Genomic DNA, 26,508 nt, shown 5'->3' with positions numbered 1-26,508 from the left:
CCTCGGCATTCTGTTCAGCGCCGGATGGCGCGAGACTGCGCTGCTGCGCGACCGACTGCTCATCAGCCTTTCACCGCCCCTGCGGTCAGACCGCTGACGATCTGGCGCTGGAAGATCAGCACAAGGAAGATCAGCGGCGCGGTGATCGACACGGCGGCGGCCACGGCGACAACCTGATCGGTCGTGGTGGTTTCGCGGTTGAACATGCCGACGATGGCCGGAACCATGGTCTGGTTCTGCGCATCCAGCAGCAGTGAGGTCACGAGGAAGTCGTTATAGGCCAGCAAAAAGCTGAACAGACCCGTGGTAATCACACCCGGCCACATCACTGGCATGATGACACGGCGGAAAGCCTGGAAGTGGCTGCAGCCATCGACGCGGGCGGCCTCATCCAGTTCTGCCGGGATGTTCTGGAAGAACGACCGCAGCATCCAGATGGTGAAGGGCTGGTTGATCGCAACCAGAACCGCAATCACCGCAAAGGGCTTGCCGTAGAGCGTCGGAGCGTTTTCACCCAGGATCGGGCTGAGCCATTCGGCCGAGTTGATGAAGACCGGCAGGTAGCCTGCCACCAGAACCGAGTGCGGCAGGGCGCGGAACACCAGCGCCACGATCAGGATCCAGAACGCGAATGTCGACCCCGAACGCGCCAGACCATATCCCGCCAGCGTTCCAACCGTCAGCGAGACGGTCACAACACCGGTGGTCACGATCAGCGAGTTGCGGAAGTTGTCCGAGAACCCACGATCAATCCAGACGGTTTTGTAGTGTTCGGTGGTCAGGCCCAGAACGTTCCGACCCAAGGGACCAAAGAGCGGGTTCAGCACGCCAAGGATCGCAGGCAGGATCACGAAGAACGCGACCAGAAAGCCCACGGCGACCGCCAGTACACCGATCACCCAGCCGATCCATTCCTGACCGGGCTTGGAATAGGATTTCACCATCGACGGCAGGGTCTTGGTCGAGATGATGATTGTGCCCCAGAAGACCGCGATACCCAGAATGATATCCAGCAGCGACAGGCCGTTGCCCTTGGCCAGGGTCTCGGGCCCGAAAATCACGTTCAGCGCGTTGCTGTCAAAGGCATCCACGGGGGATTTGAAGCTCATCACCGCGATCCAGAAGATCGGGAAGGCTGCGACCAGGCACCAGAAGACCAGGAAGATGTTCGAGGTCAGCCGCAGGCCGAACGGTTGTTGAAGCGCGCGTGAGGACATATCAGTGACCCCCTTTGTGATCGCGCCATGTCCGGCGCAGCGGAAGGATAAGCAGGATGACGATGCCGATCATGGTCAGCATGGCGCTGGCCGAGGCCCGGCTGATCGACCGGTTACCGGCCTGATCCGGCACCAGGAAGTCATAGGTCAGCCACTGCAGCGAGATGACATAACCCTGGCTCGAGAAACCGACGATCTCTTCGAACACGCGATAGGCGTCCATCAGGTGGATCATCGCAACAAAGATGATCAGCGGCATCAGATGCGGGATAACGATGTATTTCATACGCTGCCAGCGCGTGGCGCCATCGATCACGGCGCTTTCCAGACTGTCCTGATTAACGGTCTGCAGACCAGCGTAGAAGATAATGGCGGCGAAAGGTGCCACGTGCCACACGCGGTAGAGCATCATCAGGATTTCAATCGTCCACGCCTGAGCAAACAGGGCAATATCCCGGTTCAGCCACCATTCCAGCATTGCGGTCAGGATACCGTCGCCCCGGAACAGCCAGTTGATCGACAGCACCCCAATCACCGGCGTGATGATGAAGGGTAGCAGCGAGATAAAGATCACCGGCCCGCGGATAGCACGCGCTGCATTGTTGATAAGAACCGCAATCCCCAACCCGCAGACGATGACCAAAGGCAGCGTGATCAATGTGAAGGTCAGAGTAAACCGCAGCGCTTTCCAGAAGTTGATGGTGGACAGAACGCTCAGGCTGCCTTCGCTGATTGCCCGCCATGCCCGATCGGGTTCCAGCACGTTGCGATAGCTTTGCAGCCCGACATATTCGGTCCTGGTAATGACATCACCATGTTCGTCCAGCTTTGGTTGCGACTTCAGCTCGGTCGTACAGGTCTGGGTCAGGAAACCGGGGGTGCAGGTTTCAACCTCGACCGTCTCATAGATCGGCTGGGTGATATAAAAGCTCTGCTTGAACACGCTGACCAGCGGGAAAGCGATAAAGAGAAGCATCATAAAGACAGAGGGGCCAACAAAGGCGGCAAATGTCCGGAAGTTCATGGCTCTGCCTTTCTCATGGTTCTCAAGGGGTCAGGAGAGGATGGGAGGGCCGGAGCCCTCCCCCCGGGAGGATCAGTTGTTGATCAGGCCGGCTTCTTTGGCGGCGGTCAGGTACTCGGCTTCGATATCGGCCAGAGTGGTCGACGCATCCTTGGCACCGGTCAGGTAATCGGCCAGACCGTTGCCCAGCGCGCTGTGCAGGACGCCCATCGGGGCGGAAGCAGGGTACGCCTTGGCGCCATTTTCCGCCGAAGCAGCGGCACCGGCTGCCAGTTCACCCGGCGTGTAGGCGGGGCTCAGCCAGACGGCGGTGTCGTTGTTGGCGCTGACCATGTCACCATCAATGCCTTCCAGAACCAGACGGAACGCGGCATCCGCTTCTTCGTCGCTCATGTTTGCGGCCAGAACGATACCGTCCCACCAGATGGTGGTCGCCGGAGCGGCAGCCCCCATCGGCGCCGACGCCATGGTCACTTTGCCAACCACCTGGCTTTCGGCTTCGTCGTTCATCGCAGCGGCGCGGCTGGCCCACAGGTTCGCCATAGCGATCTTGCCCTGCTGGAACTGCTGCTGAACGTAGGTCGAGTCTGAGACCAGGAACTCCGGATCCATGTACTCGGTCATCGCCTTCATGGTTTCCAGCGCTTTGACGCCCTGTTCATTGTTGATCGCAGGCATGTTGCCTTCGCCAAAGAACTCACCGCCTTCGCCCATGTACATGTTGACGAATTCCTGAGCCAGGTTCCAACCGGTCTTGAAGGTACCGCCGATCGGGTACTCCATTACGCCAGCTTCTTTGATCTGGGCAGCGGCAGCCAAAACGTCGTCATAGGTTTTGGGCTCTTCGATACCCAGATCGGCCAGAACGTCGTCGCGATACATCAGGTGCTGTGCGTTCACCATCATGGCAATCGCCATGACTTTGCCGTCCACCTTGATCAGCTGGTTCGGCAACAGGTCCTGACCGTATTTCTCGACCAGATCATCTAGTGGGCGCAGCGAGCCTGCGTTCAGCAGCGGGATCATGGTTTCGTTGGCAACGCCACCGATTTGATACAGCGAGGGGTTCGCAGCAAAGGCTTCAGGCTGCTTTTCGCGGAACTCCTGGTCCAGCGACGCGCTGAAGTTGCCGCATTCGGCCATTGCATCGGTGACGGCTTTCCAAGCCTCAAAACCAGCCGAAAGCGATTTCAGTGGCACTTCGTTTTCATACGCACATTCGGCCCATGCGCCGGTTGCTGCGAGGGACATGGCGCCTGCCATGAAAAGTGATTTGAGTTTCATGTGTTTCTCCCTGTCAGGATCGGTCCGTCGTCGACGTCCGGACCGCTGTTGTGCCCGTTTGGGCTGTTCGTGGGATTACTCCCCAATCCGTGCACCGCTTTCAGCTTCAAAGAGGTGACAGATATCTGTTGGCACCGAGAACGAGACCATCTCGCCAATCTCGGCACGGAAGGCTTTGTCGGCCTTGACCGACACCAGAGCGCCATCAACCCGGACCGAGATCATGGTCGCATCGCCCAGTAACTCGAGCGTGTAGATCGGGGCCGTGATCTGGCCCTGGCCTTCGGCAATGCTGGCGTCTTCGGCGCGGAAGCCCAATGTCATCGGACCATCCGGCGCATCGACCGGAATTTCCGCATTCTCGGCACGGAACACACCGCCCGACACCTGACCGTCCATCAGGTTCATCGCAGGCGAACCGATGAAGCTAGCGACGAATGTATTCGCGGGGCGGTCGTAAATTTCGGTCGGGCTGCCAACCTGCTGCACCACACCTTTTTTCATGACCACCACGCGATCGGCCAATGTCATCGCTTCGATCTGGTCGTGGGTCACGTAGATGGTGGTGACCGCCAGTTCGTGGCTGAGGTTCTTAATCTGCGCACGGGTCGAAACCCGCAGCTTGGCATCCAGGTTCGACAGCGGTTCGTCCATCAGGAACACGTTGGGTTCGCGGACGATGGCACGGGCCAAAGCAACACGCTGACGCTGACCACCGGACAGTTCGGCGGGCTTGCGGTGCAGGAACTCGTCCAGCTCAACCATCGCACTGGCGCGACGCACCTTTTCGTCATGGGTTGCCGGGTCGATGCCGCGCACTTTCAGAGGAAAGCGGATGTTCTCATAGACGTTCATATTCGGGTAAAGCGCGTAGCTCTGGAACACCATTGCCACGTCGCGATCTTTGGGCTCCAGGTCGTTGACCACTTTGCCGTCGATCAGCAGCTCGCCTTCGGTGACGTCTTCCAGACCCGCGATCATGCGCATCGTTGTGGTCTTGCCGCAGCCCGATGGACCCAACAGAACGAGGAACTCGCGATCCGCGATGGTCAGGTCAAAATTGTGGACCCCGACAAAGTTGCCCCAGCGTTTGCCGACGTTACGCAGTTGAATTTCCGCCATGGTGCCCCCTGCAAGGATTCGCTTTGCATACGTTTGCAAAACTGTATTCTTCGTGAATCATTTCTGGCAAGACTTTTTTGCATACGTATGCAAAAAATCCCTAACCAGCGATTCTCAATCGCTTAAATCCGAAGCAAGCCATCAGGAAAACGGTGCAATCGTGAGCTTTCAGGAAGAAAAAACACTCGTCTCCTCGTTCTTCGAGGCCCTCGACTCAGTAGACGAATCGAATCTGCCCGACGTTTTTGGGCAGTTCTGCGCGCAGGATTTGCTGTGGCGCGGCTTTCACCCCTTCGACGAAATCACCGGTGCGGACGCGGTGGCGCGCACGTTCTGGCAGCCGCTGAAATCCAGCTTGAAACGGATGCAGCGCCGTCAGGATGTCTTCTTCGCTGGCACCAACTCTCTGGAACCAGGTGCGGATGTCTGGGTGGTTTCGATGGGTCACCTTATGGGCCTGTTCGATACGCCATGGCTTGGGATACGTCCTACCGGCAAGATGGCCTTTCTGCGCTATTGCGAGTTTCACCGGATCGTAGACGGCAAGATTGCCGAAACGGCGATGTATTTCGACATTCCGCATCTGATGGTTCAGGCTGGACACAACCCGTTTCCACCGCAAACCGCAGCACATCTGATCCAACCCGGGCCGCTGACCCATGACGGTCTTCTGTATGCAGACCAGCCTGAGGAAGAAGGCCATAAGACGCTGGCGGCAATCAACGCCATGATCTCGGACCTCGGCCAATGGAACAGCGGCTTGTCGCTTGAGGATGAGCTGGCCCGCACATGGAATGACGACATGATCTGGTGGGGTCCCGAAGGGATCGGCGCCACCTACACGATCGAGCGCTATGCGAAACAGCATTCTGGCCCGTTCCGTGCCGGTTTTTCTGACCGCTCCAAGACCAAACATATCTGCCGTCTGGCCGAGGGGCATTACGGCGGGTTCTTCGGTTGGCCCAATTTCACCGCGGTGCCGACGGGCGGGTTCATGGGTATGCCCGCCACCGGAAAACCCGGTGAGTTCCGGGTGATCGACATCTACCGCCGCGCTGGGGATAAACTGGCCGAGAACTGGATTTTCATCGACCTTCTGCATTTCTGGAAACAGCAGGGAGTCGATGTTTTGGCCCGAACAACAGGGATTGAAACACCATGAGGATTGATGCGCATCACCACCTTTGGGACCTGAACGCCGTGAACTATCCTTGGTTGATGGAAAAAGGTGCAGTTCGGTTCTTTGGTGATCCAACTCCGATTCAGCGCAACTATCTTCTGCCTGAATTCCGCGCTGATGCCGAAGCCGCAGGGTTTTCGGCTTCGGTCCATATTCAGGTCGGCGCTGCCGATCCTTGGGCCGAGGCGCAATGGGTACAGTCCGTCACTGATCAATTTCCGAGCTGGCCGCTGGTGCAGGTAGCATTTTGTGATTTGACTGCGGGTGATTTGACCGAACAGCTGGACCGGTTGCAAACCCTGCCCTCACTGCGCGGCGTGCGCCAGATCATCGGCCGTGCGCCGGGCGAGGATCAGCTTTCGGGCACCAACGACCTGCTGGACAATCCCAAGTTTCTGGCCGGGCTGAAACAACTGGGCGATCGCGGCCTGTCCTTTGATCTGCAACTATTGCCCGAATTGATGGTGCGGACCGCCGCCGTGCTGGATCAGGCACCGACAACGCAGGTGGCGCTGTGCCATGCCGGGTCACCGCATGACCGATCCGAAAAGGGGTTGGAAAGTTGGTCCAAAGCGTTGCGGTCCCTCTCAGCCCTGCCGCAGGTGACCTGCAAGCTCTCGGGTCTTGGCATGTTCGATCACAATTGGAACGCCGACAGCGTCAAGCCCCTCGTTGAGACCTGTCTGACCCAGTTCGGGCCCGAACGCTGCATGTTTGGGTCTAATTTTCCGGTCGACAGCCTGTCATCCAATTACCCGGACCTGATTGCCAGACACAAAGCCCTGGTGCCCGAAGCAGACCACGATCAGGTCTTCGGGCGCACCGCGCAGCATTTCTATCAGATGTAGCTGGCAGGGTGTTCTTCCAGTCAGGACGCCGCTTGCTCGGACACGATCTCGCCAAATCGGGTGAAGAACTTGCCCGACAGTTTTTTGGCCGTGCCCGAGATCAGGCGGCTGCCCAATTGGGCGATCTTGCCGCCGACATCGACCTTGGCGGTATAAGACAGCACCGTTTCGTCCCCGTCTTCGGTCAGCGTCACGTCGGCCCCGCCCTTGGCAAAACCCGCAGCGCCGCCCTTGCCCTCGCCGGACAAGGAAAACCCATCAGGGGCGTTGGAGGTGTCCAGCGTGACCTCTCCGGCGAACTTGGCTTTGACCGGGCCGATTTTCAGCACAACCTTGGCCGCAAGCTCATTAGGCGCGTTCTGGGTCAGTTCTTCGCAGCCTGGAATGCACTCCTGCAGGATCTCGGGGTTGTTTAGGGCTTGGTACACGACATCCCGCGGTGCCGAAATGCGGATTTCATCACTCAGGTCCATGCGCGCTTCCTTCGATCAGTGGCTTGCCTTGTTCAGCAAAGTTACAGGTTCCACCGCATCTTACCAGAGGCTGTTTGGGCGCCGCCGATCCATGACCGGCGGCACCTGTAGTATCAATCGCTGATCGCGCCTTCCTCATCCCGGCGCTGGTGCATCTTGGCCTTGACCCGCGCACCCACGATCAGGGGCAGAACAAAACCGATAATGGCAATGGACCACAGCGCGATGGACAGCGGGCTGTCGATCAGGGTCCACCAGTTGCCGTTGTCGATGGTGACCGCGCGGCGCAGGTTGTTCTCCATCGAGTTGCCCAAGAGCGTGCCAAGGATGATCGGTACCAGTGGCACGTCCAGCTTGCGCAGGACCCAGCCCATCACGCCGAACCCGATCATCACCAGCAGGTCAAAGCTAGAGCCCGAAATGCCGTAGATGCCGACAAAGCTAACCATCGCTACGATCGGCATCAGGATGCGCGAGGGGATCATGAGGACACGAGTGAACAGGCCAACCATCGGGATGTTCATCGCCAGTAGCATAAAGTTCGCGATGAACAGCGCAGCGATCAGGCCCCACACCACATCAGGGTTCTGTGTGAACAGCAGCGGACCGGGTGTGATGTTTAGCGCCAGCAGAACCGCAAGCAGCACGGCCGTGGTGCCCGATCCCGGCACGCCCAGCGCCAGCATCGGCACAAGCGCACCGCCAGCGGCGGCGTTGTTCCCGGCCTCAGGCGCGGCCACGCCACGCGGATCACCGGTTCCGAAGGTGTTTTCCTTGTCGACCAGCCGTTTCTCCATCGAGTACGAGATAAACGAACCCAACGACGCACCAGCCCCCGGCAGAACGCCCGCGATGAAGCCCAGGAATGAAGTCCGCAGCATGGTCGGCGTGCATTTCTTGACCATCGACATCGGCGGATAGAGGCGGCCGATGTTCAACTTGCGGCCTTCGGCATCCGACCCGCCATGGCGGTGTTCGAGGAAGATGAACACTTCGGACAGGGCGAACAGGCCCACGATGGCGACAAGGAAATCGAGCCCGTCATACAGATGCACTTCGCCAAAAGTGAAACGCGGGACGCCGGTTTGGGTATCCACGCCAATCGTCGCCAATCCAAGACCCAGCGCAGCGGCAAAGGCCGATTTCGCCTGATTGGTCGAGGACACGCCACCCAGCGTCATGAAGGCTAGCGCGAACAGGGCGAAATACTCGGCCGGTCCGAACAACAACGCGATCTTCACCAGCTGCGGTGCAAGGAAGATCAGGCCCCACGTCGCCAGAAACGCACCGACGAAGGATGCGATGCCGGAAAGCGATAGCGCCTCACCGGCAAAGCCCTTTTTGGCCATCGGGTGTCCGTCTAAGCACGTCATCATGGCGGGCTCGTCCCCGGGGATGTTCAGCAGGATCGAAGATATCCGACCCCCGTACATTGCCCCGTAATAGACACTAGTCAGCAGGATCAGCGACGGCGTCGCCCCCAGCCCCAGCGTGAACGCCAGCGGGATCAGGATGGCCACACCGTTTGATGGGCCCAGACCGGGCAGCGCGCCCATGATCGTGCCCAAAAAACAACCCAGCAGGGCCAGCATCAGGTTTTGCCATGTCAGCGCGATGGCGAAACCGTCTCCGAGGGATGCAAGAGTTTCCATTTTCTATTCCTCAGAACCCCAGCGGGCCGCGGGCCAGCGACAGGCCCAGAACCAGATGGAAAATGACGTAGATACCGACCGAGGTGCCGATGCCCACCAGAACGGATTCGATTGGCCCGGACCCCAGGCGCCAGGCCAGGTAGGCGGCGGCAAAGGCAGTGGCGATGACAAAGCCGATTTCCGGCAGAAGCTCGGCGTAAAGGATCATCATCACCACGGCGGCGCCGACCTCGACCAGACGGCCCAGCGCGGGCCATTCGGGTTCGGTATCCGGGCGCAGGGCAATGACGATGCTCGACAGGCCCAGAATGGCAGCGATGATAAGGGGGAAGGCTTTGGGTCCGACGGCATCGGACAGAAAGCTCTCCTCGATCGCCAAAGCGGAAAAGGCAAATCCGATGGCGAGCAGCAGTCCGACGACCCCGAAGATACGGTCACTCATCGGTGTCTCCTATTGTTCGGGTAAATGAGTGGATCCGGGCACAGCATGGTGCCCGGATCGCGGTGAGTGGTGTTACTTGATGATCCCGATCTCTTTCGAGATCGTCTGGATCTGACCCACGGATTCGGCGACGAAGTCCTGGAAGGCTGCACCCTGCAGGTCCAACGGCGCCAGACCGTTGGCGGCCATCACCTGCTTCCATTCGTCTGAGGCATAAAGATCACCGATCTTGCCGACCCAATCACCATAAGCCTCATCGGTCATACCACCGGGGGCATAGAAGCCGCGCCAGTTTGCACCGATGGCGTCAATGCCCTGCTCCTTGGCGGTTGGGAAATCAGCGAATTCACCGGGCAGGCGTTCGGGGGCCAGAACGGCGATCACCTTGATGTCGCCGGAATCCACGAAACCCTTGGCCTCGGAGATATCGCCGGTGAAGGCCTGAACCGATCCGGCCAGCAACTGAGTCACCGCTTCACCACCACCGTCAAAGGCGATGTACTTGACCGAGCGCACGTCGTCGATGCCATAAGCATTGGCCGCGATCAGCACCTTTAGATGGTCCCAGCCACCCACGGCCGACCCGCCAGCAACCGACACCGACGCCGGATCGGCTTTGATCTGGTCCAGCAGTTCGGGCAGCGTGTTGACCGGGCTGTCCGCCGCCACGGCGATCACGCCATAGTCGGCCCCAATGGCCGCGAGCCAGCGAACCTGATCCATTGTGTTGCCCGGATAGGCACCCTGCGCCAGACGAGTCGCAGTGGCGGCACTGGCGGCAACGATCAGTTCGTTATCCTCGCCACGCTTGTTCACCACTTCGGCAAAGGCCACACCACCGCCACCACCGGCAAGGTTCACGACCTGCATGGTCTGGTCGATCAGACCAAGATCCTGCAGCGACTTACCCACCTGACGGCAAGTGAAATCCCAGCCGCCGCCGGGGTTGGCCGGGGCAATACATTCCTGTGCGCTGGCGGCCACGCCGGACAGGGCAAAAACAGCAGCCGCAATCGCGCCACTGGTTCCAAACAGTTTCATTCGTGTCTCCTCCTAAGGTCTTTTTGGGCCGCTCTTCCGCGACCGAAACCGATCCCCGCAGGCGCGTGTCCTTGCAGGTCGTAACTGTTTACCGAATAATGCTGTCACGAACCTGTCACAGTTCCGGCGTTCGACTTTGGGAGGGGTCATGCGCGTTTTGATGATCGAAGATGCCGAGGATCTGGCCGAGGGCGTCGTGGCACATCTGGCCCGGTCCGGCGTGGTGTGCGACTTGGCCACCACGGTGGAATCTGCCAGTGATTTCCGCGCGGTGCAAAGCTATGACGCGATGCTGTTGGACATCAACCTGCCCGACGGGTCCGGGTTGAACTTCCTTGGCAAGATCCGCGCCTCAGGGGATCGCACACCGGTTCTAATGCTGACTGCGCTGACCTCGGTCGAGGATCGGGTGGCCGCCTTGGACAAAGGTGCCGACGATTATCTGGGCAAGCCATTTGATCAGCGCGAATTGGAGGCCCGATTGCGCGCTCTTGTCCGCCGGGACGCTGACCGCAAAAGCGAGCAGATCACATTGGGTCCGCTGATCTATGCCCCCAAAGACCGCAGCGCTACACTGGAGGGCAAGCGCCTGACCCTGACCGCACGCGAGGCCGCTGTGTTGGACGCGCTGATCCGGCACGAGGGGCAATACCTGTCCAAAACACGACTCTATGACTCGCTCTACGGTTTTGAAGACGCTGATGTGGGTGAAAACGCGATTGAGCTTTATATCGCGCGCCTGCGTAAGAAGTTCACCGGAAGTGTCGTCAGCATCACCACCCAACGCGGGGTCGGGTATCGGATCGGTCTGGATGGCTAGGCTGCACTTGCCCTACAGCCTAACGGCGCGGGTTCTGAGCGCGGTGATGCTGATCCTGATCCTCGGCGGCTGTCTGGTGGCACTGTCGATTTGGGCCAATGGCCGGCTGGCGGCACGGCAAGCCTATGATCGTCTACTGCTGGGCGCAGCCAGCGATATTGCCGAATCCGTGCGCATTCAGGATGGTGAGCCGTTCGTGGATCTGCCGGTTTCGGCCTTTCAACTGCTGGCGCAGGCCCCGGATGACCGGATTTTCTATGCGGTGCAGGTGCCCGGTGGTCCGTTCATCACCGGGCTGGACCGCGACACGGTGATCGAAGTGCCACAGCAACCCAGCGCTGCACCCTTCTATTTCACCGCTGACCTGAACGGAGAACCCGCCCGATTTGTCCGCGTGGCCCGCCTGTTTGCTGAACGGGAATTCTCGGGCGAGGTTGAAGTGCTGGTTGGCCAAACCTTGCGCGCACGTCAGTCCATGACCGCCGGTTTGATGCGTGACGCTTTGCTGCCCATGGCCGTTGCAGGCATTTTGCTGTTGGTCATGTCGTGGTTCGTAACACGCTCTGCCCTGCGCCCGCTTGAGGCCCTGTCCGATGACCTGACCCTGCGTGACCCACATGACCTGACACCGATGGCCAGCGACGGGCTGCCGCGTGAACTGCAGGTAATGCTACATGCGATGAACCGTTTCATGGGGCGGCTCGACCGGCAGGTGGACACGATGCGCAACCTGATCGCCGATACCGCGCACCAGCTGCGCACCCCGGTCGCCGCCATCCGGGTACAGGCCGAGATTGCGCAGGATGACCCCGAGCCCCCGGCCCGCGCACGGGCTTTGGACAGGTTGCTGCGGCGGACGCGGTCGCTCGGTACCTTGCTGGATCAATTGCTGTCACGCGCCATGGTGATCCACCGCATCGACAGCGCCCCCCGCCGCCCCGTCGACCTGCGCGAGGTGGCGCTGGACGTCCTGGAACAGAGCGACCACGAACTGGTCGCACCCGGTGTCGAAGTGCGGCTGGAGATCGGTGACTCTCCGGTACTTATCAACGCCGACGCCTTTTCTCTTGGCGAGGCCGCCAAGAACCTGCTGGGCAATGCGCTGCGGCATGGAGACCCTCCGGTCAGCATCGGAGCGACGCAAGAGGGCACCCGCGCCGTTCTGTGGGTGCGCGATCACGGCCCCGGGCCTGACACGCCTGTCGCCGATCACATCGGCGACCGTTTCAACCGCACCACCGGCTCCGGCGAAGACAGCAGTGGGCTGGGTCTGTCGATCGTGAAGTCCACTGCCGAGGCTTTTGATGGCAAGGTTGAAATGGCCCGCGACGATATCGGGTTTCGCGCAGCACTCAGCTTTCCGGCCACGAGGGGGATGGAATGATCCGCGCCTTTTTGATCTGCCTTCTGTTTGCCTTGCCCGGCACCCCGCGCGCGCAGGAAGCCACAGCCAGCTTCGGCAGCGGCAATGACCCGATGCTGATCCGGTCAACCACCGACATCGCCATCATCGCCCCGGTGTTAGACCGGTTTGCCGAGCTGAACCCCGACCTGTTAGTCACCTACGAACAATGGGGATCGAACGCGCTGTTTCAACACAGCCGAACGGTATGCAAGGGCGGGCAGAGCCCCGCTGATGTGGTGTTTTCCTCGGCCATTCAGCAGATGGTGTGGCTGGTTAATTCCGCCTGTGCCCACCGCTATCGCTCGCCCCGAACTGAGGCCCTACCGGATGCGCGGCGCTGGCGGGATGAGCTGTGGGGAATCACCACCGAACCCGCTGTCATCGCCTATAACAAGGCGCTGCTGGACGATCAGCAAGTGCCTCGAAACCGCTTCGCTCTGCTAGACGCAATGCGCACGCAGCCCGAACTGCTACGGGGTCGGGTGGCGACCTATGACATCGCCGCCTCGGGCCTGGGATACCTGTTCGCCTATGGTGACAGCCTTGAGGCCACGACTTTTGGCTCTCTGATCGAAGGCTTTGCCCGCATTGACGCCGTAGCCACCTGCTGTTCGTCTGAGATCATCCGTGATGTGGCCGAGGGGCGGTTTCTGATCGCCTACAATGTTCTGGGGTCTTACGTGGCCAACGCCAAAGCGCCCGGTGTGGGCGTGATCCTGCCCGAGGATTACACGCTGGTCCTGTCCCGCGCCTTCATGATCCCGGCACAGGCAGGCAACAAGGATGCAGCGACCGAATTTCTGGATTTCCTGCTGTCACCCGAGGCGCAAAATCTGCTGGCAGCCTCAGGCCTTGTAGCCCAGATGGACGCATCTGAGACCGGCCTGACGCCCAGCGCCCGCCGTTTTATCGCGTTGTCCCCGGCGTTGCTGGTCGCACGCGACCAAAACCGCCGGGCAGAGCTGTTCAAGCTGTGGAACGATGCCTTTGACGTGGAAACCGCGCGCTAGGCCTGTTTCTCGACCACCGGTTCGCCTTCAGCATTGACCGCTGGTTCGATATCGGGGCGGACCGGTTCCGCCTCCATCTCGATAACCTCGGGCTCGACCGTCTCTTCGACCTCTTCGATTTCAGGTTCCGGCTCAGGTTCGGGTTCTGGCTCTGGCGCTGGTTCGGACTTGTCCTCAAGCGCGCCGATGATCAGCGGCAACATGTGAACGCCGGTGGCCGTAGCGATTTCGGGTGTTTGTGGGGTTTGCCAGCTAAGCGTGTCAAAGCTGCCGCAGTTCTGACAGACCGGTGCCCATTCGGGCTGAATGTCGTGGCAATTGTCGCAAACCCATTGCGGCCCACGCGGAGCGTTTAGCGCCTTGGCCAGCCAGCCCTGCACTACCGCGTCCGAGGCACCCTCACCCCGCTCAATCGCCGCCATCAGCGTGTAAGCGCGCGCGTCGGCCTGTTTTTCGACAACATCACCCAACGCCCGGCGGGCTTCGGGGAAATCCTCGGCCACGATGTTCAACTCGGCCAGGATCAGACGCGTTTCCGGGTTTTCCGGATGAATGCGGGTCAGCGCGGTAAAGCGTTTGATCCGCGCCTCAGGGGTTTCATCCGGTGCGATTTCAGCAAAAGCATGGGCCAGATCAGGATGCGGCTGCACCTCCCACGCCTTTTTCAGAATCTTGGTCGCAGCACGCGGTTTGCCCTTTTCGATGTAGGCCCGCGCGGCCATCGCGGCGGCAGGCACCAGATCAGGCGACAGGCGGTTGGCCTCGATCGCGTGTTCCTGTTGTTCGACCGTTGCGCCCTCGGCCAGAATATCCTTGGCCTCGGACAAGGCCAGCACCGCGTCGCGGCGTTTGAACACGTCGCGCGGCAGATGACCGGCCTTCAGCTTGGCGGTCAGGGTCGAACGCGCGCCGCTCCAGTCCTGCGATTTGGTCTGAAGACCCAACAGAATATCCTGAGTTTCGGCATGGCGCGGTTTGATCGCCAGCGCTTTTTCAGCCAGCTTGCGGGCGGTGTCGTCATCGCCCTCGGCCAGCTTCTGTTTCATGATGCCGCGCACACCGACAAAGCGGGTGGCGTTGTTGGTGACCAGTTTTTTGTAGGTCTCCGACGCCTTTTTGGTATCCCCATTCATCTCAGCCGCCTGCGCCACCAGAAGGTTGGTCAATTCCGGCTTGTTCAGCAGCTTTTCGGCCTTGTAGGCCTTGTTCATCGCCACGCGACCCTCGCCCGAGGCCAGCGCCATCAGACCATCGGAAAGCGCCTGATAGCCCCGCTTTTCACGGTTGCGGTCGAAATAGCGCGACAGCGCGGTTTCATCCCCGTTTAGGAATTTCAGCGTCGCGATCAACAGGGTCAACAGCTTGAAGAACACCCAGATCAAGACAACCAGCACGCCCAGCGCTATCACCGATTGTAGCGGGCCTAGGGTAAATTCCTGACCCCACGCGGTAATCTGCACGCCGCCACTGGTTTCCATCAGGAACATCGCACCCACGGCGATCAGGCCGATAATCGCTACAAAAACAAGGATCTTTAACAATGACCACAGCATGGCAGGTCCTTCAGTTCGAGTTTACGCTGGATTGCAGCGCATTTGCGGCGTCCACGGCGGCCACACGAGTCTGAGCCGCCTGCTCCCAATCGGCCATCGCTGTTTGGGCCGCTTCGGGCAGGGATTTCAGTTCGTTCAGCGCGGCGGCAACATCACCACCCGCCAATGCAGCTTCGGCCCGAGACAGGACCGCATCCGGGCTATCGCCCTCTTGCGGCGTCACCGATCGCGCGCCGGTCTGGCGTTGCAGAAAGGCGACCAAACCTGTGGTCTTGTCGGCATCGCGCGCATCCGCCAGCGCGCTTCGGGCCGCAGGCGCAAAAGAGCTCCGCAGAGCGGCCAGGGTCGCAACACCTTCTTTTGCCGGGGCTGACAGAGCATCGGGTACGGTCACGCCGCCAGCCGCCAGTTCGTCCATCAGGCTGTTATAAGGCTGTCCCGCGTCCAGTTGGCTGTGTATCTGAGACAGGACCGCCGCATTGCTGGCCGCTTGCGCCTTGGCAGCTGCCTGCGCCTCAAGCGCCTGCGCGTCCGAGACCATTTTTTCCACTTCGGCCCGCTGCGCAGTAAGCGAATCCTGCAGTTTCTTCAGTTCGGCCTCAAATTCGGCCGAGGTCTCGGGCGAGGCGCCTTGCGTCAGCGCACCGCTTTCCAGATCGCTCAGACGACTGGCCAGAGGGTCGATTTTGCCCGCCAGCCCGTCGAGCCCGGATTTCACCGCATCCAGTTCCGCGCTGATCGGTGTGATCTGATCGGTCAGGGCAGCGATTTTACTGTCTACATCCGAACTGGCTGAACTTTCGGCCAGGGACTTCGTCAGCGCCTCGATCTGGCTGGATTGATCGTTGAGCTTGGCTTCAAGCGCGGCAAGGCCGTCGGATTCACCAGACCCGAAGAAACCCGCGCTGCCTGCGGCGAACCCGATCCCGGCAGCAAGTACACCGCCCAGCAGAGCCGGCACAAAGCCGCTGCCTTTTTGCTGTTCAGGGTCTTTGGATTGTTCCGCGACCGCCGCAACGGGTTCTTCCACTACCGGCTCAATGGCGGCTTCGGCTTCGGCTTCGGCTTCGGCTTCGGCTTCGGCTTCGGCTTCGGCTTCGGCTTCGGCTTCGGCTTCGGCTTCGGCTTCGGCTTCGGCTTCGGCTTCGGCTTCGGCTTCGGCTTCGGCTTCGGCTTCGGCTTCGGCTTCGGCTTCGGCTTCGGCTTCGGCTTCGGCTTCGGCTTCGGCTTCGGCTTCGGCTTCGGCTTCGGCTTCGGCTTCGGCTTCGGCTTCGGCTTCGGCTTCGGCTTCGGCTTCGGCTTCGGCTTCGGCTTCGGCTTCGGCTTCGGCTTCGGCTTCGGCTTCGGCTTCGGCTTCGGAAAGGGCCTCGTCTACCGGCCCGGCCGCGTCAAGAGGTGCATCGTCCTGCGTGGAAACGGTTTCAACCGCTTCGTCCGACTTGGGGTCTTCCACTGGCTTTTGATCGGTTTTTTTCTTACGAGCCACCGCAACATTCCCCTTATCGAATCCAATTTCACATGAATAACAGGCCACTCTAGGTTAATCGGTGGTCTCGCCGCCCTCAACCCGCATCGCAAGTTTCACAAGCTTTTTAACGGCTTTCTGCATTTTCTTCGGTGTTGGCTCTTTGGCGATCTTCAGGCGCGCATAGTCCAACGAATAAAGGGGTTCCGCCGTTGCTTCGCTGATTACGGCCAGCCAAAGGGGCGCTGAACCGACCCAGATATCGGCAAATTGTCGCGCCGTTCTAGGCGAAAACAAGGGCGCAACGACCGGAACATCCCCCTCGGCGGCCGCGGCAGCCTCGGGTGTCAGCGGTAACAGGCGTTGCTGATAGACGGGCTGTTCGCGCACGGTCAGGCCTGACTCGGTCAGGCGGGTGGCGATATTGCCCCGACTGTGTTCGCCGCGCAGGTGCAGCAGCGGGCTGTCGGGCCGGTGTTTCAACAGATAGGCCACCAACTCCTCGGCAGTCGCGCCAACCATCTGCGCATCCCACCCGGCGCCTTTTGCAGTGCCGGTTGTAGACGGACCGACGCAAAAAGCAGGCATGTCCCGCGCCAAATCTAACGACACCGCGGCATTCACACCGTTGGCCGAAGTGAAAATCAGCCCACGCACACCGTTGGTATCGACGCTGATCGGCAGCGGCTTGATCTCGAGAATTGGGGAATAGATGACCTCGACCCGTGATCTGGTGCGGGTCGGCAGCTGCGCGACAAACCGTTCAGAGGCAGCACGCGGGCGGGTCATCAGCAAATACAACAGTCGGCGCCTTCCGCCTTGGGATTGTTTGCATCCGCGCAGGGTGATACCCCGCTTGGCAATCAAGGTGTAACGGATCAAGCCAATGGTGCAAACACTTACCGTCCTCGGGCTGGAAAGCAGCTGTGACGACACAGCCGCCGCCGTGGTGCGCCAAACCGACGGATCCGGGGCCGAAGTGCTGTCGTCCATTGTGCACGGCCAAACCGAATTGCACAGCGCCTTTGGCGGCGTGGTGCCCGAGATTGCTGCGCGTGCCCATGCGGAAAAGCTTGATATCTGCGTGGTGCAAGCACTGGAGGCCGCGGGCCTGACTTTAGCGGATATGGATGCCATTGCGGTGACCGCTGGGCCGGGTCTGATCGGAGGGGTCATGTCCGGCGTCATGTGTGCCAAAGGGCTGAGCGCAGCGACCGGGCTGCCGCTGATCGGGGTGAACCATCTGGCGGGTCACGCGCTGACGCCGCGCCTGACCGACGGGATTGCGTTTCCCTATCTGATGCTCTTGGTGTCGGGTGGCCATTGCCAGTACCTGATCGCCCACGGTCCGGAAAAATTTACCCGCTTGGGCGGCACCATCGACGACGCGCCAGGCGAGGCCTTCGACAAAACCGCCCGTCTATTGGGACTACCACAACCCGGTGGCCCGTCGGTCGAAGCCGAGGCGCGTTCGGGCGATCCTAAACGTTTCCGCTTTCCCCGGCCTTTGCTGGACCGGCCCGGATGTGATTTGTCATTCTCGGGCCTCAAGACCGCACTAATGCGGATGCGGGATCAGATTGTCGCCGAAAAAGGCGGCCTGACCCGTCAGGACCGAGCTGACCTGTGTGCCGGATTTCAGCAAGCCATCGTCGACACTCTGGCCGAGAAAACCCGCCGCGCAATGGATCTGTATCTGGAGGAAAACCCCTCTGACGCAGTGATTGCCGTGGCCGGGGGTGTCGCCGCAAATTCGGCCATACGCTCTGTGTTAGAGACTGTTTGCGCCGAAAAAGGTGCGCGTTTCACAGCGCCACCGCTGGCGCTGTGCACCGACAACGCCGCCATGATCGCCTATGCCGGGCTAGAGCGGTTTCGCACAGGCGCTCGCGATGGTCTGGACCTGACCGCACGTCCCCGCTGGCCTTTGGACCAGACCAGCCCCGCCATGCTGGGCAGCGGCAAAAAAGGCGCAAAGGCATGAGTGTTTCGGTGCTGGGATCAGGAGCCTTTGGCACAGCGCTGGCGATTTCGCTGGCCGGGAACGGACCGGTCACGCTGTGGTCGCGGAATCCCGATCAGGCCCGGCACATGCAGAGCAGCCGCGAGAATACCGCGCGATTGCCGAAAGTGACGCTGCCGGATGCGCTTCTGGTAACGGCCGATATTCAGAATGCGATTTCGGCCGATGTGCTGTTGCTGGCCGTACCCATGCAAAAACTACGCGCGGCCTTGACGGAACACGCCTCGGTGCTGGCTGGGAAAACACTGGTCGCCTGCTGCAAAGGGATTGAGCTTGCGTCCGGTCTCGGCCCCATTTCCGTTATCCGCGAAACCATCCCGGACGCGCGCCCCGCCCTTCTCACCGGCCCCAGCTTTGCCGACGACATTGCGCGCGGTCTTCCGACGGCACTGACGCTGGCCTGCGCCGATGACGATCTGAGCCAGAATCTGCAACATGAACTAACCACCGCCAACTTGCGCCTGTATCGCACCACCGACGTGATTGGGGCGGAACTGGGTGGCGCGTTGAAAAACGTCATGGCCATTGGCTGCGGGGCTGCTATCGGGGCAGGCCTCGGCGACAGTGCCCGCGCAGCCCTGATGACCCGCGGGTTTGCAGAGATGCAACGCTTTGCCCTGATGCGCGGCGCGCAACCCGAAACGCTGATGGGACTGTCCGGGTTGGGGGATCTCGTGCTGACCTGCTCGTCCGAGTTGTCTCGAAACTACCGTTTTGGCCTTAGTTTGGGTCTGAACAAGGCCTTTGACAGCCATACCACTGTCGAAGGTGTCGCCACCGCGCGCGCCATGTCCGATATCGCCACCAACGAAGGCCTGGACATGCCCATCAGCGCCACAGTGGCAGACCTAAGCCATGGCGCCTACAGCGTCGCACAAGCCATCGAAACCCTGCTCAACCGACCCCTGAAGGAGGAATAACATGCTGATCGCCCTCATCGCCCGTGACAAGGACGGCGCCCTGCAAACCCGGCTGGACAACCGCGCGGCCCATCTGGCCTATATCGAGGAAACCGGCGTCGTTTCGCAGGCCGGTCCGTTGCTGAACGGTGACGCGATGATCGGCTCGCTGGTGATCCTTGAGGTTGAGGATATGGCCGCTGCTGAAATCTGGGCCGAAAACGATCCCTATGCTAAGGCAGGGCTGTTCCAGTCCGTTGACCTGATCCCGTGGAAGAAGGTGATTGGCTGATGGCGTTTTGGCTGTTCAAATCCGAGCCATCAACCTGGAGCTGGGACCAGCAGGTTGCCAAAGGGGATTCAGGCGAAGAATGGGACGGCGTGCGCAATTATCAGGCGCGCAATTTCATGCGTCAGATGGCCGTTGGCGATCGCGGGTTTTTCTATCACTCGCAAAAAGACAAGGCGATTGTCGGTATCGTCGAGGTCTGCGCCGAGGCCCACCCCGACAGCACCACTGATGATGAGCGTTGGGAATGCGTGGATATCAAGGCGGTGCGGCCGTTCACAACGTCGGTGACGCTGGACCAGATCAAGGCGGATGAGCGTTTGGCCGATATGGTGCTGGTGAAAAACTCTCGCCTGTCGGTGCAGCCGGTTAGCGACACCGAATGGCTGGTTATCTGCGCACTTGGGGATACGCAGGCAGACTGAGCAATTCGCTTACGCGGATTGCGCTGTTTTCCTGATCCAATCCAGCACCAGAGCGGCGATCTGGTCCGAGTTGTCATCCATCATCATGACATGCGAGTTCCCGGTTATCCCTTCGCTGGGAAGGTCGATAACTTGAACCGAACCGCCCTCTGATCGCAGCTGATCCACATGCTGATCTGCCTTCGCACGATAAAAGGTCCAGATCGCAAACTCATCGATGAAATCGCCCCAGACAAACAGATGCGGTACTTGCGCAGCCCTGCCTGTGACCGGGGGGGCCGAGGCCGGTTCGATGACAACAACGCCTTTAAAGAACTCCGGATGCGTTGCGGCCGCTTCCAACGCAAAGTTGCCACCCTGACTGTGGGCGATCAGCCAGACCGGACCAACCCGCGCAAGCGCCTGATAATAGGCATCAAGCGTAATTTCCGCATGCGTTGTCCAACGTGGCACCAGTTGAGCACCCAACTTATCCAACGCATTCAGCGGGAATCTGATGCCGTCAAATGGCTTTCTTGCGCTTTCCTCAGACTCATACGCACCCACCGGCCCGAACCTGAACATGGTCCAGACATCGTTCTGAGTGCGAAACACGGGATCGTCCTTGTAGACTTGAGGATATGGCGACCAGCTTGCCCGGCCGCGCTCGACCGCATCACAGAGATATGTATCGAAACCCGCGTTCAGAAAGAAGTTGTGCCATCCGGTGCGACCGTCAGGTGTGGATTCCCATGTGGCACCCGTCATTCCACCCCCGTGCCAGAACATGAGCGGGGCATCGAATACGGGTGCGGATTGAAACAGATACTGAACGTAGCACTGCCCGGTGATGTAATCGCCATTCATGTCAACCGTTCGGGCAGGCGCGTTCCGCGCTACCTGTATCTTCTGGATCGGCTGACCAGTGAGTGTCACCCTGTGCCCACCAGCAAAGAAACTGCCGGCCTCTTTGATTGAAACACCCGACTTGTCTTCGCTGTTTCGGTTCTTGAATGGCATGGCACTCTCACAAACAACTTTAAATTTCGGTCGAGTCTATCTGGCGATACCGTTGATCTCAAAGCAGAATGTGAAAAAAGGGAAGGTCCTGACGGATGCAGAACCTTCCCTACCCCCGCGTGCTCCCTACTCACCACACGCGTATGGAAATCTCTGGTTCTGACCGTCCTGGTCACTCTCGGACTATAGCCGGGTTTCGGAAGTCAATTCAAATGCCAAGTCCCTAAAATAAGGCTCAAATACGAAACGCCCGCCGATGGGGTGGCGGGCGTTTCATTGGAAAACGTGTGGCCTAGGCGTAGACGGCTTCTTTGCCGAAATGCTTGGTCAGCATGTAATAGACCACCGCGCGGTACTTGTTGCGCTCGGACATGCCATAGGTTTCCAGAACCGAATTGATCGCTTCCATCAGCTCGGGACCGTCGGCCAGACCCAGCTTTTTGATAAGGAAGTTGTTCTTTACGGTCTCAAGCTCACCGTCCTGCGTGGCTGCCACTGTAGACGCGTCGGCGTCATAGATCGCCGGACCACAACCGATAGTGACCTTGGTCAGCAGGTCCATATCGGGGTCCATCCCGCATTTGCCTTTCAGGTCTTCAGCATATTTGGCGATCAGCTCGTCGCGTTTACCCATGTCCAAATCTCCTAAACTTGTGTTGTTACGGCGCATTGCGCCGTTCCCAGAAAGACTAGCCGCGACTGTGGTCATCCCAAAAGGAAAAAAAACTGCAGTTTCTCCCCCTATTGAGGGCGCTCTATCGGCAATAGCCCCAACCGGGGCCTTGCAAATGGAAATGGTCCGCATGAAGACGGTTGAAATCGGGGCTCAGAACCACCCGGAACCAATCGCAGGCGCCCTGCCCGATTTGGTGCAGGAATTCGGCTTCTGGCCCGGGCGCTGTCCAGTCCTGAAGCAAGCTGAGCTTTCGCCCATCCTCAAGCTCTACCCCGATGATATCAATCGAATCCGCCGTGGCGTGACTGCTCCAACCGCTGTTTTCACCCTGAGCGGTGCGCATACGGCGGCAATTGTAGCTGCCCAAATGACGGATGCGCTGGACCTTGGTTGCTAAGATATTCCGAGCAGCGGGGTTGACCACATGGTGCTCCCACATTGCCAGCCGTAGTGCAGTGGCGCAGCGTGTTTCAACCGGTGCGAGGCGGGCCTGACCTAGTTGTGACAGCTCACCCCGACCCGAAATCCCACAGTTCTGATCCACGACAAGATCTTCCATCGGTGCGAATTGAACACCAGCCTCGGACAACGCTGAACGGCATTGCGCATCATCTGCCAAAGCCCGGTTCAACTGGTATCGGGTAACCGGTGTCACCGGGGCGGTTACTGATAAGTCCCGCAACGGATTCCAATGTGCCGGCAGGGGTGTTTTCGGGTGAGACAGCAGCAACCACCCGCCAGAACCAACAAGAAATAGAAATACGATGATAGAAAAGAAAAACGCCGCCAGATACAGAATCCAGCGGCGTCTCGAGCGTTTGGTCATTCCCGACCCGCGATCAGTAGCGGTAATGCTCGGGCTTGTAGGGGCCTTCGGGTTTCACACCGATGTAAGCGGCCTGCTCGGCATCCATCTTGGTCAGTTTCACGCCGATGCGGTCCAGATGCAGGCGGGCCACTTTCTCATCCAGATGCTTGGGCAGGATGTAGACGTCGTTCTTGTACTCGTCGCCTTTGGTGAACAGCTCAATCTGCGCCAGAACCTGGTTGGTGAACGAGGCCGACATCACAAAGGACGGGTGACCGGTTGCGTTACCGAGGTTCAGCAGACGACCTTCGGACAGCAGGATGATGCGGTTGCCCGAGGGCATCTCGATCATATCCACCTGTTCCTTGATGTTGGTCCATTTGTGGTTCTTCAGGCTGGCCACCTGAATTTCGTTGTCGAAGTGGCCGATGTTTCCAACGATAGCCATGTCCTTCATCGCGCGCATATGCTCGATGCGGATCACGTCCTTGTTGCCAGTGGTGGTGATGAACACGTCAGCGGAAGCAACTTCGTCTTCCAGCAGAGTGACTTCAAAGCCGTCCATAGCAGCCTGCAGGGCGCAGATCGGGTCAACTTCGGTCACTTTCACACGGGCACCTGCGCCTGCCAGCGAAGCGGCCGAGCCTTTGCCAACGTCGCCATAACCGCAAACCACGGCAACCTTACCCGCCAGCATGGTGTCGGTGGCGCGGCGGATACCGTCGACCAGCGATTCCTTACAGCCGTATTTGTTGTCGAATTTCGACTTGGTGACGCTGTCGTTCACGTTGATCGCGGGGAACGGCAGGTGGCCTTCTTTCACCAGCTGGTACAGGCGGTTCACACCGGTGGTGGTTTCCTCGGAGACGCCTTTGATCTGATCACGCATCTTGGTGAACCAGCCCGGGCTTGCCGCCATACGCTTGGCGATCTGCTTCTTGATCACCTCTTCCTCTTCCGAACCCGGAACAGGGATGATGTCTTCGCCCGCTTCGGCGCGTGCGCCCAGCAGGATGTAGAGCGTTGCGTCGCCGCCATCGTCCAGGATCATGTTCGGGCCTTCATCGAACAGGAAGGACTTGTCCAGGTAATCCCAGTGCTCTTCCAGCGTCTGGCCCTTGATGGCGAAAACGGGAATGCCGGCTTCGGCAATCGCGGCCGCAGCGTGGTCTTGGGTCGAGAAGATGTTGCACGACGCCCAGCGCACATCCGCACCCAGCGCAACCAGCGTTTCAATCAGAACCCCGGTTTGAATGGTCATGTGCAGCGAACCAACGATCCGCGCGCCTTTCAGCGGCTTGCTTTCACCATATTCTGCGCGCAGGGACATCAGTCCCGGCATCTCGGTTTCGGCGATATCCAGCTCTTTTCGGCCAAACCCGGCCAATGAAATGTCTTTGACGATATAGTCCCCGGCCATCAGGTGCTCCATTCCGGTAAATCACGTTCTGGCTGCCCCTAACATTCCTTGGGGCAGGTGGCAACGCGAATGGCCGGAAACGGGGTTTTCCGCCGTTTAATTCAGCTGGGTTGTCCCTTTAGCTTAATCTTCGGGATCGCTTCAAAAAAATCTGTGCCAACGGCGACAATACAACTAATGCCGTTCGCCTGGGTCACTAGAACCGTGTAACTTCCGGTTTCCTTCGAGGTCCAGACCTCCATGACCGCCTGCGCGCCACGCGTTTTCTGCAATCCGCCAAAGACCAGCTCTTCCGAATAGCTGTCTTGCAGTTTGGCGATCACATGCTCGCGCTGTGCACAACTTTGGGCAAATGCGGGTGGGGCAGTGGCGGCCATTCCAAAGGCCAAGGTAATTCCAAACAGTCGCTTAAACATAGCTAGCTCCTTTCGATACGAGTTACGTTCCGAGAGGGGCACACCAGGAGGAGCATGCACCCCCCTCAGCACAAATGTCGGTATCACCACGCACTGGTTCAAAGCACGACTGGTCAAGAAAAAGTTGGCAGCTGGTGATCTCGACAGGTACATCATAACACAAAAGCACGAAATTAACGTGTCCAACTTCACATGGTATGGCAGAATGGCAACACAACCTAGAGCATGGCAGCGGATGTTGTCGGGTCGCAGGCTGGACCTGCTGGACCCGACCCCGGTGGACATCGAAATCGAAGATATCGCCCACGGACTGGCCTTTGTAGCCCGCTGGAACGGCCAAACGGCGGGCGACTTTGCCTATTCCGTGGCCGAGCATTCCCTGCTGGTCGAGGAACTTTTTAGCCGGATTGCGCCGAAGGCACCGGTGAAATGGCGGCTCGCAGCCTTGTTACACGACGCGCCGGAATATGTGATCGGAGATATGATCTCACCGGTCAAATCCGCCGTCGGCCCCGATTACGGTGCGTTGGATGACCGCCTGGCAGCAGCGATCCACATCCGCTTCGGCCTACCCGCTGCGGTGCCGAAAACGGTGAAACGGCAGATCAAAAAGGCCGACAAGATCAGCGCCTGGATGGAGGCCACCCAGATCGCGGGCTTTTCTGAAGCCGAGGCGGCCAAATTCTTTGGCCGCCCGGACAAAGCGGTGATGGAAGGGTTGGAGATTACCTTGCGCCCGCCGGTTGAGGTCCGAAAGGCGTATACGGCACGTCATCGGGAATTGCTGCGGGAGCTGTAGCCCTAAGCCACGTCTTTGACCCAGCGGGTCAGGGGAAGATGTCCGGGTCTCCAAAATCGTTCGCACCAGCCTGACTTGGCTGAATGTAGAAGTATAGTAGGACTAAGGTTCCGATTATTGGAATGAAGCCAATCAACAGCCACCAACCGGTTCGTCCAATGTCGTGTAAACGTCTGGCTCCGATCGCAAGATTGGGAAGCAAAAGCCCAAGCGACACCAGAACTGACAGCGGTTGGCCGGCGCTCGGCTCGAACGCACCAAATCCAAGCATCGGCGCGATTAGGGCCCCGTCAATTATCCGCGTCACCACAAGAACGAGAATTACGGCCAATACCCACCACCAAAATGTCGGACGCGAAGCTCGCCCGTTGAAATTAGCGTAGTTTGACAGGGCCCGCCGAAATGCCGTCGAAAGATTGTTCATTCCACTCTCCGCGATTGGACGGCATTCACATATCATCATTTCTTGTTATTTAACACGAAAACAACTGAATTTCGCTTCAGTATACAGCCTTGGGAACTGGCACCAGAAATCCTGACGTACTATCAAAACGGTGCGCTAGACTATTATTCCACTGCTAGAGTGCGTTGAAATCCGCTTTAATCGGCCAGAAAGAGGGCTACCGCGGGCTGCGTTTCGCCAAAATCCGCTGCAACGTCCGGCGGTGCATGTTCAGGCGACGGGCGGTCTCAGAGACGTTCCGGTCACACAGCTCATAGACCCGCTGGATATGCTCCCAGCGCACGCGATCCGCGCTCATGGGGTTTTCCGGTGGCGGGGGCAGTTCGTCGCCCTTGGCCAGCAGTGCGCTGGTGATGTCGGTGGCATCAGCGGGTTTCGACAAGTAATCGGTCGCGCCGATCTTGACGGCGGCCACAGCAGTCGCAATCGCGCCATATCCGGTCAGAACCACAACCCGGCTGTCGGGGCGTTTTTCACGCAGAACCTCGACCACATCCAGACCGTTGCCATCCTCAAGCCGCAGATCAACGACGGCATAGGCGGGCGGACGGGCGGTGGAGATGGCGCGACCGGCGGCGACGGAACCCGCGGTTTCGACCTCGAACCCGCGCTTTTCCATGGCTTTGGCCAGACGTCTCAGAAACGGCTCGTCATCATCCACCAGAAGCAGGGATTTATCGGGGCCGATATCGAGGTCAGAGCTGTCCGCCATATTCTGTTCTTTCCGCTATTTCACGCCGTTGGCTTAAACATGA

Annotated in this window: 28 protein-coding genes; 10 read left to right on the top strand and 18 right to left on the bottom strand. The window is 59.5% G+C overall.

Annotated features, from left to right (window positions below):
- Window positions 1-62: 62 nt before the first annotated feature.
- From ACXAGD_RS17505 to ACXAGD_RS17490, 4 genes are all read right to left on the bottom strand, one after another.
- Window positions 63-1,217, bottom strand: coding sequence for a carbohydrate ABC transporter permease (locus ACXAGD_RS17505; RefSeq protein WP_475212168.1), 1,155 nt, complete (start codon window positions 1,215-1,217; stop codon window positions 63-65).
- Between the two features lies 1 nt (window position 1,218).
- Complete coding sequence (locus ACXAGD_RS17500) at window positions 1,219-2,241, bottom strand: carbohydrate ABC transporter permease (protein WP_475212167.1); 1,023 nt, start codon at window positions 2,239-2,241, stop codon at window positions 1,219-1,221.
- 72 nt (window positions 2,242-2,313) lie between these two features.
- Window positions 2,314-3,525 carry an ABC transporter substrate-binding protein gene (locus ACXAGD_RS17495; RefSeq protein ID WP_475212166.1) on the bottom strand — a complete coding sequence of 404 codons (1,212 nt, stop codon included), beginning with the start codon at window positions 3,523-3,525 and terminating at the stop codon, window positions 2,314-2,316.
- Window positions 3,526-3,600: 75 nt separating this feature from the next.
- Window positions 3,601-4,647 (bottom strand): ABC transporter ATP-binding protein, encoded by a 1,047-nt coding sequence (locus ACXAGD_RS17490; RefSeq protein WP_475212165.1) that lies wholly within the window; start codon window positions 4,645-4,647, stop codon window positions 3,601-3,603.
- A gap of 157 nt (window positions 4,648-4,804) precedes the next feature.
- Between ACXAGD_RS17490 and ACXAGD_RS17485 the strand changes: the two genes are divergently transcribed.
- Window positions 4,805-5,809, top strand: a complete 1,005-nt coding sequence (locus tag ACXAGD_RS17485) for a nuclear transport factor 2 family protein (RefSeq protein WP_475212636.1) — start codon at window positions 4,805-4,807, stop codon at window positions 5,807-5,809.
- Window positions 5,806-6,675, top strand: a complete 870-nt coding sequence (locus ACXAGD_RS17480; protein WP_475212164.1) for an amidohydrolase family protein — start codon at window positions 5,806-5,808, stop codon at window positions 6,673-6,675. The genes ACXAGD_RS17485 and ACXAGD_RS17480 overlap by 4 nt, the downstream gene beginning before the upstream one ends.
- A gap of 20 nt (window positions 6,676-6,695) precedes the next feature.
- On the opposite strand, the gene ACXAGD_RS17475 is transcribed toward ACXAGD_RS17480, so the two are convergent.
- The 4 genes from ACXAGD_RS17475 to ACXAGD_RS17460 all read right to left on the bottom strand — a co-directional run bounded on the left by ACXAGD_RS17475 (window position 6,696) and on the right by ACXAGD_RS17460 (window position 10,283).
- Complete coding sequence (locus tag ACXAGD_RS17475) at window positions 6,696-7,148, bottom strand: SRPBCC family protein (protein WP_475212163.1); 453 nt, start codon at window positions 7,146-7,148, stop codon at window positions 6,696-6,698.
- Window positions 7,149-7,261: 113 nt separating this feature from the next.
- Window positions 7,262-8,800: a tripartite tricarboxylate transporter permease gene (locus tag ACXAGD_RS17470; protein ID WP_170326072.1), complete on the bottom strand. Its 1,539-nt coding sequence runs from the start codon at window positions 8,798-8,800 to the stop codon at window positions 7,262-7,264.
- Between the two features lie 10 nt (window positions 8,801-8,810).
- Window positions 8,811-9,242, bottom strand: a complete 432-nt coding sequence (locus ACXAGD_RS17465; protein ID WP_475212162.1) for a tripartite tricarboxylate transporter TctB family protein — start codon at window positions 9,240-9,242, stop codon at window positions 8,811-8,813.
- A 72-nt stretch (window positions 9,243-9,314) separates the two neighbouring features.
- On the bottom strand, window positions 9,315-10,283 hold the full coding sequence (locus ACXAGD_RS17460; RefSeq protein WP_475212161.1) for a Bug family tripartite tricarboxylate transporter substrate binding protein: 969 nt from the start codon (window positions 10,281-10,283) through the stop codon (window positions 9,315-9,317).
- A gap of 148 nt (window positions 10,284-10,431) precedes the next feature.
- Here ACXAGD_RS17460 and ACXAGD_RS17455 point away from each other — a divergent pair, with 148 nt between their 5' ends.
- The 3 genes from ACXAGD_RS17455 to ACXAGD_RS17445 are packed head-to-tail and all read left to right on the top strand — an operon-like array spanning window position 10,432 to window position 13,518.
- Window positions 10,432-11,103 (top strand): response regulator transcription factor, encoded by a 672-nt coding sequence (locus ACXAGD_RS17455; RefSeq protein WP_475212160.1) that lies wholly within the window; start codon window positions 10,432-10,434, stop codon window positions 11,101-11,103.
- Window positions 11,096-12,487, top strand: coding sequence for a sensor histidine kinase N-terminal domain-containing protein (locus ACXAGD_RS17450; RefSeq protein ID WP_475212159.1), 1,392 nt, complete (start codon window positions 11,096-11,098; stop codon window positions 12,485-12,487). The genes ACXAGD_RS17455 and ACXAGD_RS17450 overlap by 8 nt, the downstream gene beginning before the upstream one ends.
- Window positions 12,484-13,518, top strand: a complete 1,035-nt coding sequence (locus ACXAGD_RS17445; protein WP_475212158.1) for an ABC transporter substrate-binding protein — start codon at window positions 12,484-12,486, stop codon at window positions 13,516-13,518. The genes ACXAGD_RS17450 and ACXAGD_RS17445 overlap by 4 nt, the downstream gene beginning before the upstream one ends.
- Here ACXAGD_RS17445 and ACXAGD_RS17440 read toward each other — a convergent pair.
- The 3 genes from ACXAGD_RS17440 to ACXAGD_RS17430 are packed head-to-tail and all read right to left on the bottom strand — an operon-like array spanning window position 13,515 to window position 17,325.
- Window positions 13,515-15,071: a heme biosynthesis HemY N-terminal domain-containing protein gene (locus ACXAGD_RS17440; RefSeq protein WP_475212157.1), complete on the bottom strand. Its 1,557-nt coding sequence runs from the start codon at window positions 15,069-15,071 to the stop codon at window positions 13,515-13,517. The genes ACXAGD_RS17445 and ACXAGD_RS17440 overlap by 4 nt on opposite strands.
- A gap of 10 nt (window positions 15,072-15,081) precedes the next feature.
- A complete protein-coding gene (locus ACXAGD_RS17435; protein WP_475212156.1) occupies window positions 15,082-16,557 on the bottom strand; it encodes a COG4223 family protein in 1,476 nt (491 codons plus the stop codon).
- Window positions 16,558-16,611: 54 nt separating this feature from the next.
- Window positions 16,612-17,325, bottom strand: coding sequence for a uroporphyrinogen-III synthase (locus ACXAGD_RS17430; protein ID WP_475212155.1), 714 nt, complete (start codon window positions 17,323-17,325; stop codon window positions 16,612-16,614).
- A 97-nt stretch (window positions 17,326-17,422) separates the two neighbouring features.
- On the opposite strand from ACXAGD_RS17430, the gene tsaD reads away from it, so the two are divergent.
- Genes tsaD through ACXAGD_RS17410 form a run of 4 tightly spaced genes read left to right on the top strand, consistent with a single transcriptional unit; the run spans window position 17,423 to window position 20,172 of the window.
- Entirely contained in the window at window positions 17,423-18,520 is a 1,098-nt protein-coding gene (gene tsaD, locus ACXAGD_RS17425) for a tRNA (adenosine(37)-N6)-threonylcarbamoyltransferase complex transferase subunit TsaD (RefSeq protein WP_475212154.1), read from the top strand.
- Entirely contained in the window at window positions 18,517-19,479 is a 963-nt protein-coding gene (locus ACXAGD_RS17420) for an NAD(P)H-dependent glycerol-3-phosphate dehydrogenase (RefSeq protein ID WP_475212153.1), read from the top strand. Before tsaD ends, ACXAGD_RS17420 begins: the two co-directional genes overlap by 4 nt.
- 1 nt (window position 19,480) lies before the next feature.
- Window positions 19,481-19,750 carry a YciI family protein gene (locus ACXAGD_RS17415; protein ID WP_170326081.1) on the top strand — a complete coding sequence of 90 codons (270 nt, stop codon included), beginning with the start codon at window positions 19,481-19,483 and terminating at the stop codon, window positions 19,748-19,750.
- Complete coding sequence (locus tag ACXAGD_RS17410) at window positions 19,750-20,172, top strand: EVE domain-containing protein (protein ID WP_475212152.1); 423 nt, start codon at window positions 19,750-19,752, stop codon at window positions 20,170-20,172. The genes ACXAGD_RS17415 and ACXAGD_RS17410 overlap by 1 nt, the downstream gene beginning before the upstream one ends.
- 9 nt (window positions 20,173-20,181) lie before the next feature.
- Here ACXAGD_RS17410 and ACXAGD_RS17405 read toward each other — a convergent pair whose 3' ends face one another.
- From ACXAGD_RS17405 to ACXAGD_RS17385, 5 genes are all read right to left on the bottom strand, one after another.
- Window positions 20,182-21,171, bottom strand: coding sequence for an alpha/beta hydrolase (locus ACXAGD_RS17405; RefSeq protein ID WP_475212151.1), 990 nt, complete (start codon window positions 21,169-21,171; stop codon window positions 20,182-20,184).
- A 292-nt stretch (window positions 21,172-21,463) separates the two neighbouring features.
- On the bottom strand, window positions 21,464-21,805 hold the full coding sequence (locus ACXAGD_RS17400) for a DUF2853 family protein (protein WP_475212150.1): 342 nt from the start codon (window positions 21,803-21,805) through the stop codon (window positions 21,464-21,466).
- A gap of 121 nt (window positions 21,806-21,926) precedes the next feature.
- Window positions 21,927-22,673 carry an extensin-like domain-containing protein gene (locus ACXAGD_RS17395; protein WP_475212149.1) on the bottom strand — a complete coding sequence of 249 codons (747 nt, stop codon included), beginning with the start codon at window positions 22,671-22,673 and terminating at the stop codon, window positions 21,927-21,929.
- A 13-nt stretch (window positions 22,674-22,686) separates the two neighbouring features.
- Entirely contained in the window at window positions 22,687-24,075 is a 1,389-nt protein-coding gene (ahcY, locus tag ACXAGD_RS17390) for an adenosylhomocysteinase (protein WP_475212148.1), read from the bottom strand.
- 101 nt (window positions 24,076-24,176) lie between these two features.
- Window positions 24,177-24,491 (bottom strand): hypothetical protein, encoded by a 315-nt coding sequence (locus ACXAGD_RS17385; protein WP_475212147.1) that lies wholly within the window; start codon window positions 24,489-24,491, stop codon window positions 24,177-24,179.
- Window positions 24,492-24,696: 205 nt separating this feature from the next.
- Here ACXAGD_RS17385 and ACXAGD_RS17380 point away from each other — a divergent pair, with 205 nt between their 5' ends.
- The gene (locus ACXAGD_RS17380; RefSeq protein ID WP_475212146.1) at window positions 24,697-25,290 is read left to right on the top strand and encodes an HD domain-containing protein; all 594 of its coding nucleotides are present in this window, start codon (window positions 24,697-24,699) and stop codon (window positions 25,288-25,290) included.
- A gap of 28 nt (window positions 25,291-25,318) precedes the next feature.
- On the opposite strand, the gene ACXAGD_RS17375 is transcribed toward ACXAGD_RS17380, so the two are convergent.
- Window positions 25,319-25,714: a DUF805 domain-containing protein gene (locus ACXAGD_RS17375; RefSeq protein WP_475212145.1), complete on the bottom strand. Its 396-nt coding sequence runs from the start codon at window positions 25,712-25,714 to the stop codon at window positions 25,319-25,321.
- A gap of 196 nt (window positions 25,715-25,910) precedes the next feature.
- On the bottom strand, window positions 25,911-26,465 hold the full coding sequence (locus ACXAGD_RS17370) for an ActR/PrrA/RegA family redox response regulator transcription factor (protein WP_058283361.1): 555 nt from the start codon (window positions 26,463-26,465) through the stop codon (window positions 25,911-25,913).
- Between the last annotated feature and the right edge of the window lie 43 nt (window positions 26,466-26,508).

The sequence above is a fragment of the Ruegeria sp. ABF4_144 genome (genome assembly GCF_056160045.1).
This window is presented reverse-complemented; position numbering and strand designations above follow the sequence as displayed.

What these genes read in the sequence shown, in the direction of transcription:
- ACXAGD_RS17430 (WP_475212155.1), bottom strand. Translation starts at nt 17,325, where the DNA reads ATGACCCGCCCGCGTGCTGCCTCTGAACGGTTTGTCGCGCAGCTGCCG.
- ACXAGD_RS17415 (WP_170326081.1), top strand. Translation starts at nt 19,481, where the DNA reads ATGCTGATCGCCCTCATCGCCCGTGACAAGGACGGCGCCCTGCAAACC.
- ACXAGD_RS17495 (WP_475212166.1), bottom strand. Translation starts at nt 3,525, where the DNA reads ATGAAACTCAAATCACTTTTCATGGCAGGCGCCATGTCCCTCGCAGCA.
- ACXAGD_RS17445 (WP_475212158.1), top strand. Translation starts at nt 12,484, where the DNA reads ATGATCCGCGCCTTTTTGATCTGCCTTCTGTTTGCCTTGCCCGGCACC.
- ACXAGD_RS17420 (WP_475212153.1), top strand. Translation starts at nt 18,517, where the DNA reads ATGAGTGTTTCGGTGCTGGGATCAGGAGCCTTTGGCACAGCGCTGGCG.
- ACXAGD_RS17405 (WP_475212151.1), bottom strand. Translation starts at nt 21,171, where the DNA reads ATGCCATTCAAGAACCGAAACAGCGAAGACAAGTCGGGTGTTTCAATC.
- ACXAGD_RS17385 (WP_475212147.1), bottom strand. Translation starts at nt 24,491, where the DNA reads ATGTTTAAGCGACTGTTTGGAATTACCTTGGCCTTTGGAATGGCCGCC.
- ACXAGD_RS17400 (WP_475212150.1), bottom strand. Translation starts at nt 21,805, where the DNA reads ATGGGTAAACGCGACGAGCTGATCGCCAAATATGCTGAAGACCTGAAA.
- ACXAGD_RS17370 (WP_058283361.1), bottom strand. Translation starts at nt 26,465, where the DNA reads ATGGCGGACAGCTCTGACCTCGATATCGGCCCCGATAAATCCCTGCTT.
- ACXAGD_RS17455 (WP_475212160.1), top strand. Translation starts at nt 10,432, where the DNA reads ATGCGCGTTTTGATGATCGAAGATGCCGAGGATCTGGCCGAGGGCGTC.
- ACXAGD_RS17490 (WP_475212165.1), bottom strand. Translation starts at nt 4,647, where the DNA reads ATGGCGGAAATTCAACTGCGTAACGTCGGCAAACGCTGGGGCAACTTT.
- tsaD (WP_475212154.1), top strand. Translation starts at nt 17,423, where the DNA reads ATGGTGCAAACACTTACCGTCCTCGGGCTGGAAAGCAGCTGTGACGAC.
- ACXAGD_RS17460 (WP_475212161.1), bottom strand. Translation starts at nt 10,283, where the DNA reads ATGAAACTGTTTGGAACCAGTGGCGCGATTGCGGCTGCTGTTTTTGCC.
- ACXAGD_RS17395 (WP_475212149.1), bottom strand. Translation starts at nt 22,673, where the DNA reads ATGACCAAACGCTCGAGACGCCGCTGGATTCTGTATCTGGCGGCGTTT.
- ACXAGD_RS17500 (WP_475212167.1), bottom strand. Translation starts at nt 2,241, where the DNA reads ATGAACTTCCGGACATTTGCCGCCTTTGTTGGCCCCTCTGTCTTTATG.
- ACXAGD_RS17470 (WP_170326072.1), bottom strand. Translation starts at nt 8,800, where the DNA reads ATGGAAACTCTTGCATCCCTCGGAGACGGTTTCGCCATCGCGCTGACA.
- ACXAGD_RS17450 (WP_475212159.1), top strand. Translation starts at nt 11,096, where the DNA reads ATGGCTAGGCTGCACTTGCCCTACAGCCTAACGGCGCGGGTTCTGAGC.
- ACXAGD_RS17440 (WP_475212157.1), bottom strand. Translation starts at nt 15,071, where the DNA reads ATGCTGTGGTCATTGTTAAAGATCCTTGTTTTTGTAGCGATTATCGGC.
- ACXAGD_RS17375 (WP_475212145.1), bottom strand. Translation starts at nt 25,714, where the DNA reads ATGAACAATCTTTCGACGGCATTTCGGCGGGCCCTGTCAAACTACGCT.
- ACXAGD_RS17480 (WP_475212164.1), top strand. Translation starts at nt 5,806, where the DNA reads ATGAGGATTGATGCGCATCACCACCTTTGGGACCTGAACGCCGTGAAC.
- ACXAGD_RS17505 (WP_475212168.1), bottom strand. Translation starts at nt 1,217, where the DNA reads ATGTCCTCACGCGCGCTTCAACAACCGTTCGGCCTGCGGCTGACCTCG.
- ahcY (WP_475212148.1), bottom strand. Translation starts at nt 24,075, where the DNA reads ATGGCCGGGGACTATATCGTCAAAGACATTTCATTGGCCGGGTTTGGC.
- ACXAGD_RS17410 (WP_475212152.1), top strand. Translation starts at nt 19,750, where the DNA reads ATGGCGTTTTGGCTGTTCAAATCCGAGCCATCAACCTGGAGCTGGGAC.
- ACXAGD_RS17380 (WP_475212146.1), top strand. Translation starts at nt 24,697, where the DNA reads ATGGCAACACAACCTAGAGCATGGCAGCGGATGTTGTCGGGTCGCAGG.
- ACXAGD_RS17465 (WP_475212162.1), bottom strand. Translation starts at nt 9,242, where the DNA reads ATGAGTGACCGTATCTTCGGGGTCGTCGGACTGCTGCTCGCCATCGGA.
- ACXAGD_RS17475 (WP_475212163.1), bottom strand. Translation starts at nt 7,148, where the DNA reads ATGGACCTGAGTGATGAAATCCGCATTTCGGCACCGCGGGATGTCGTG.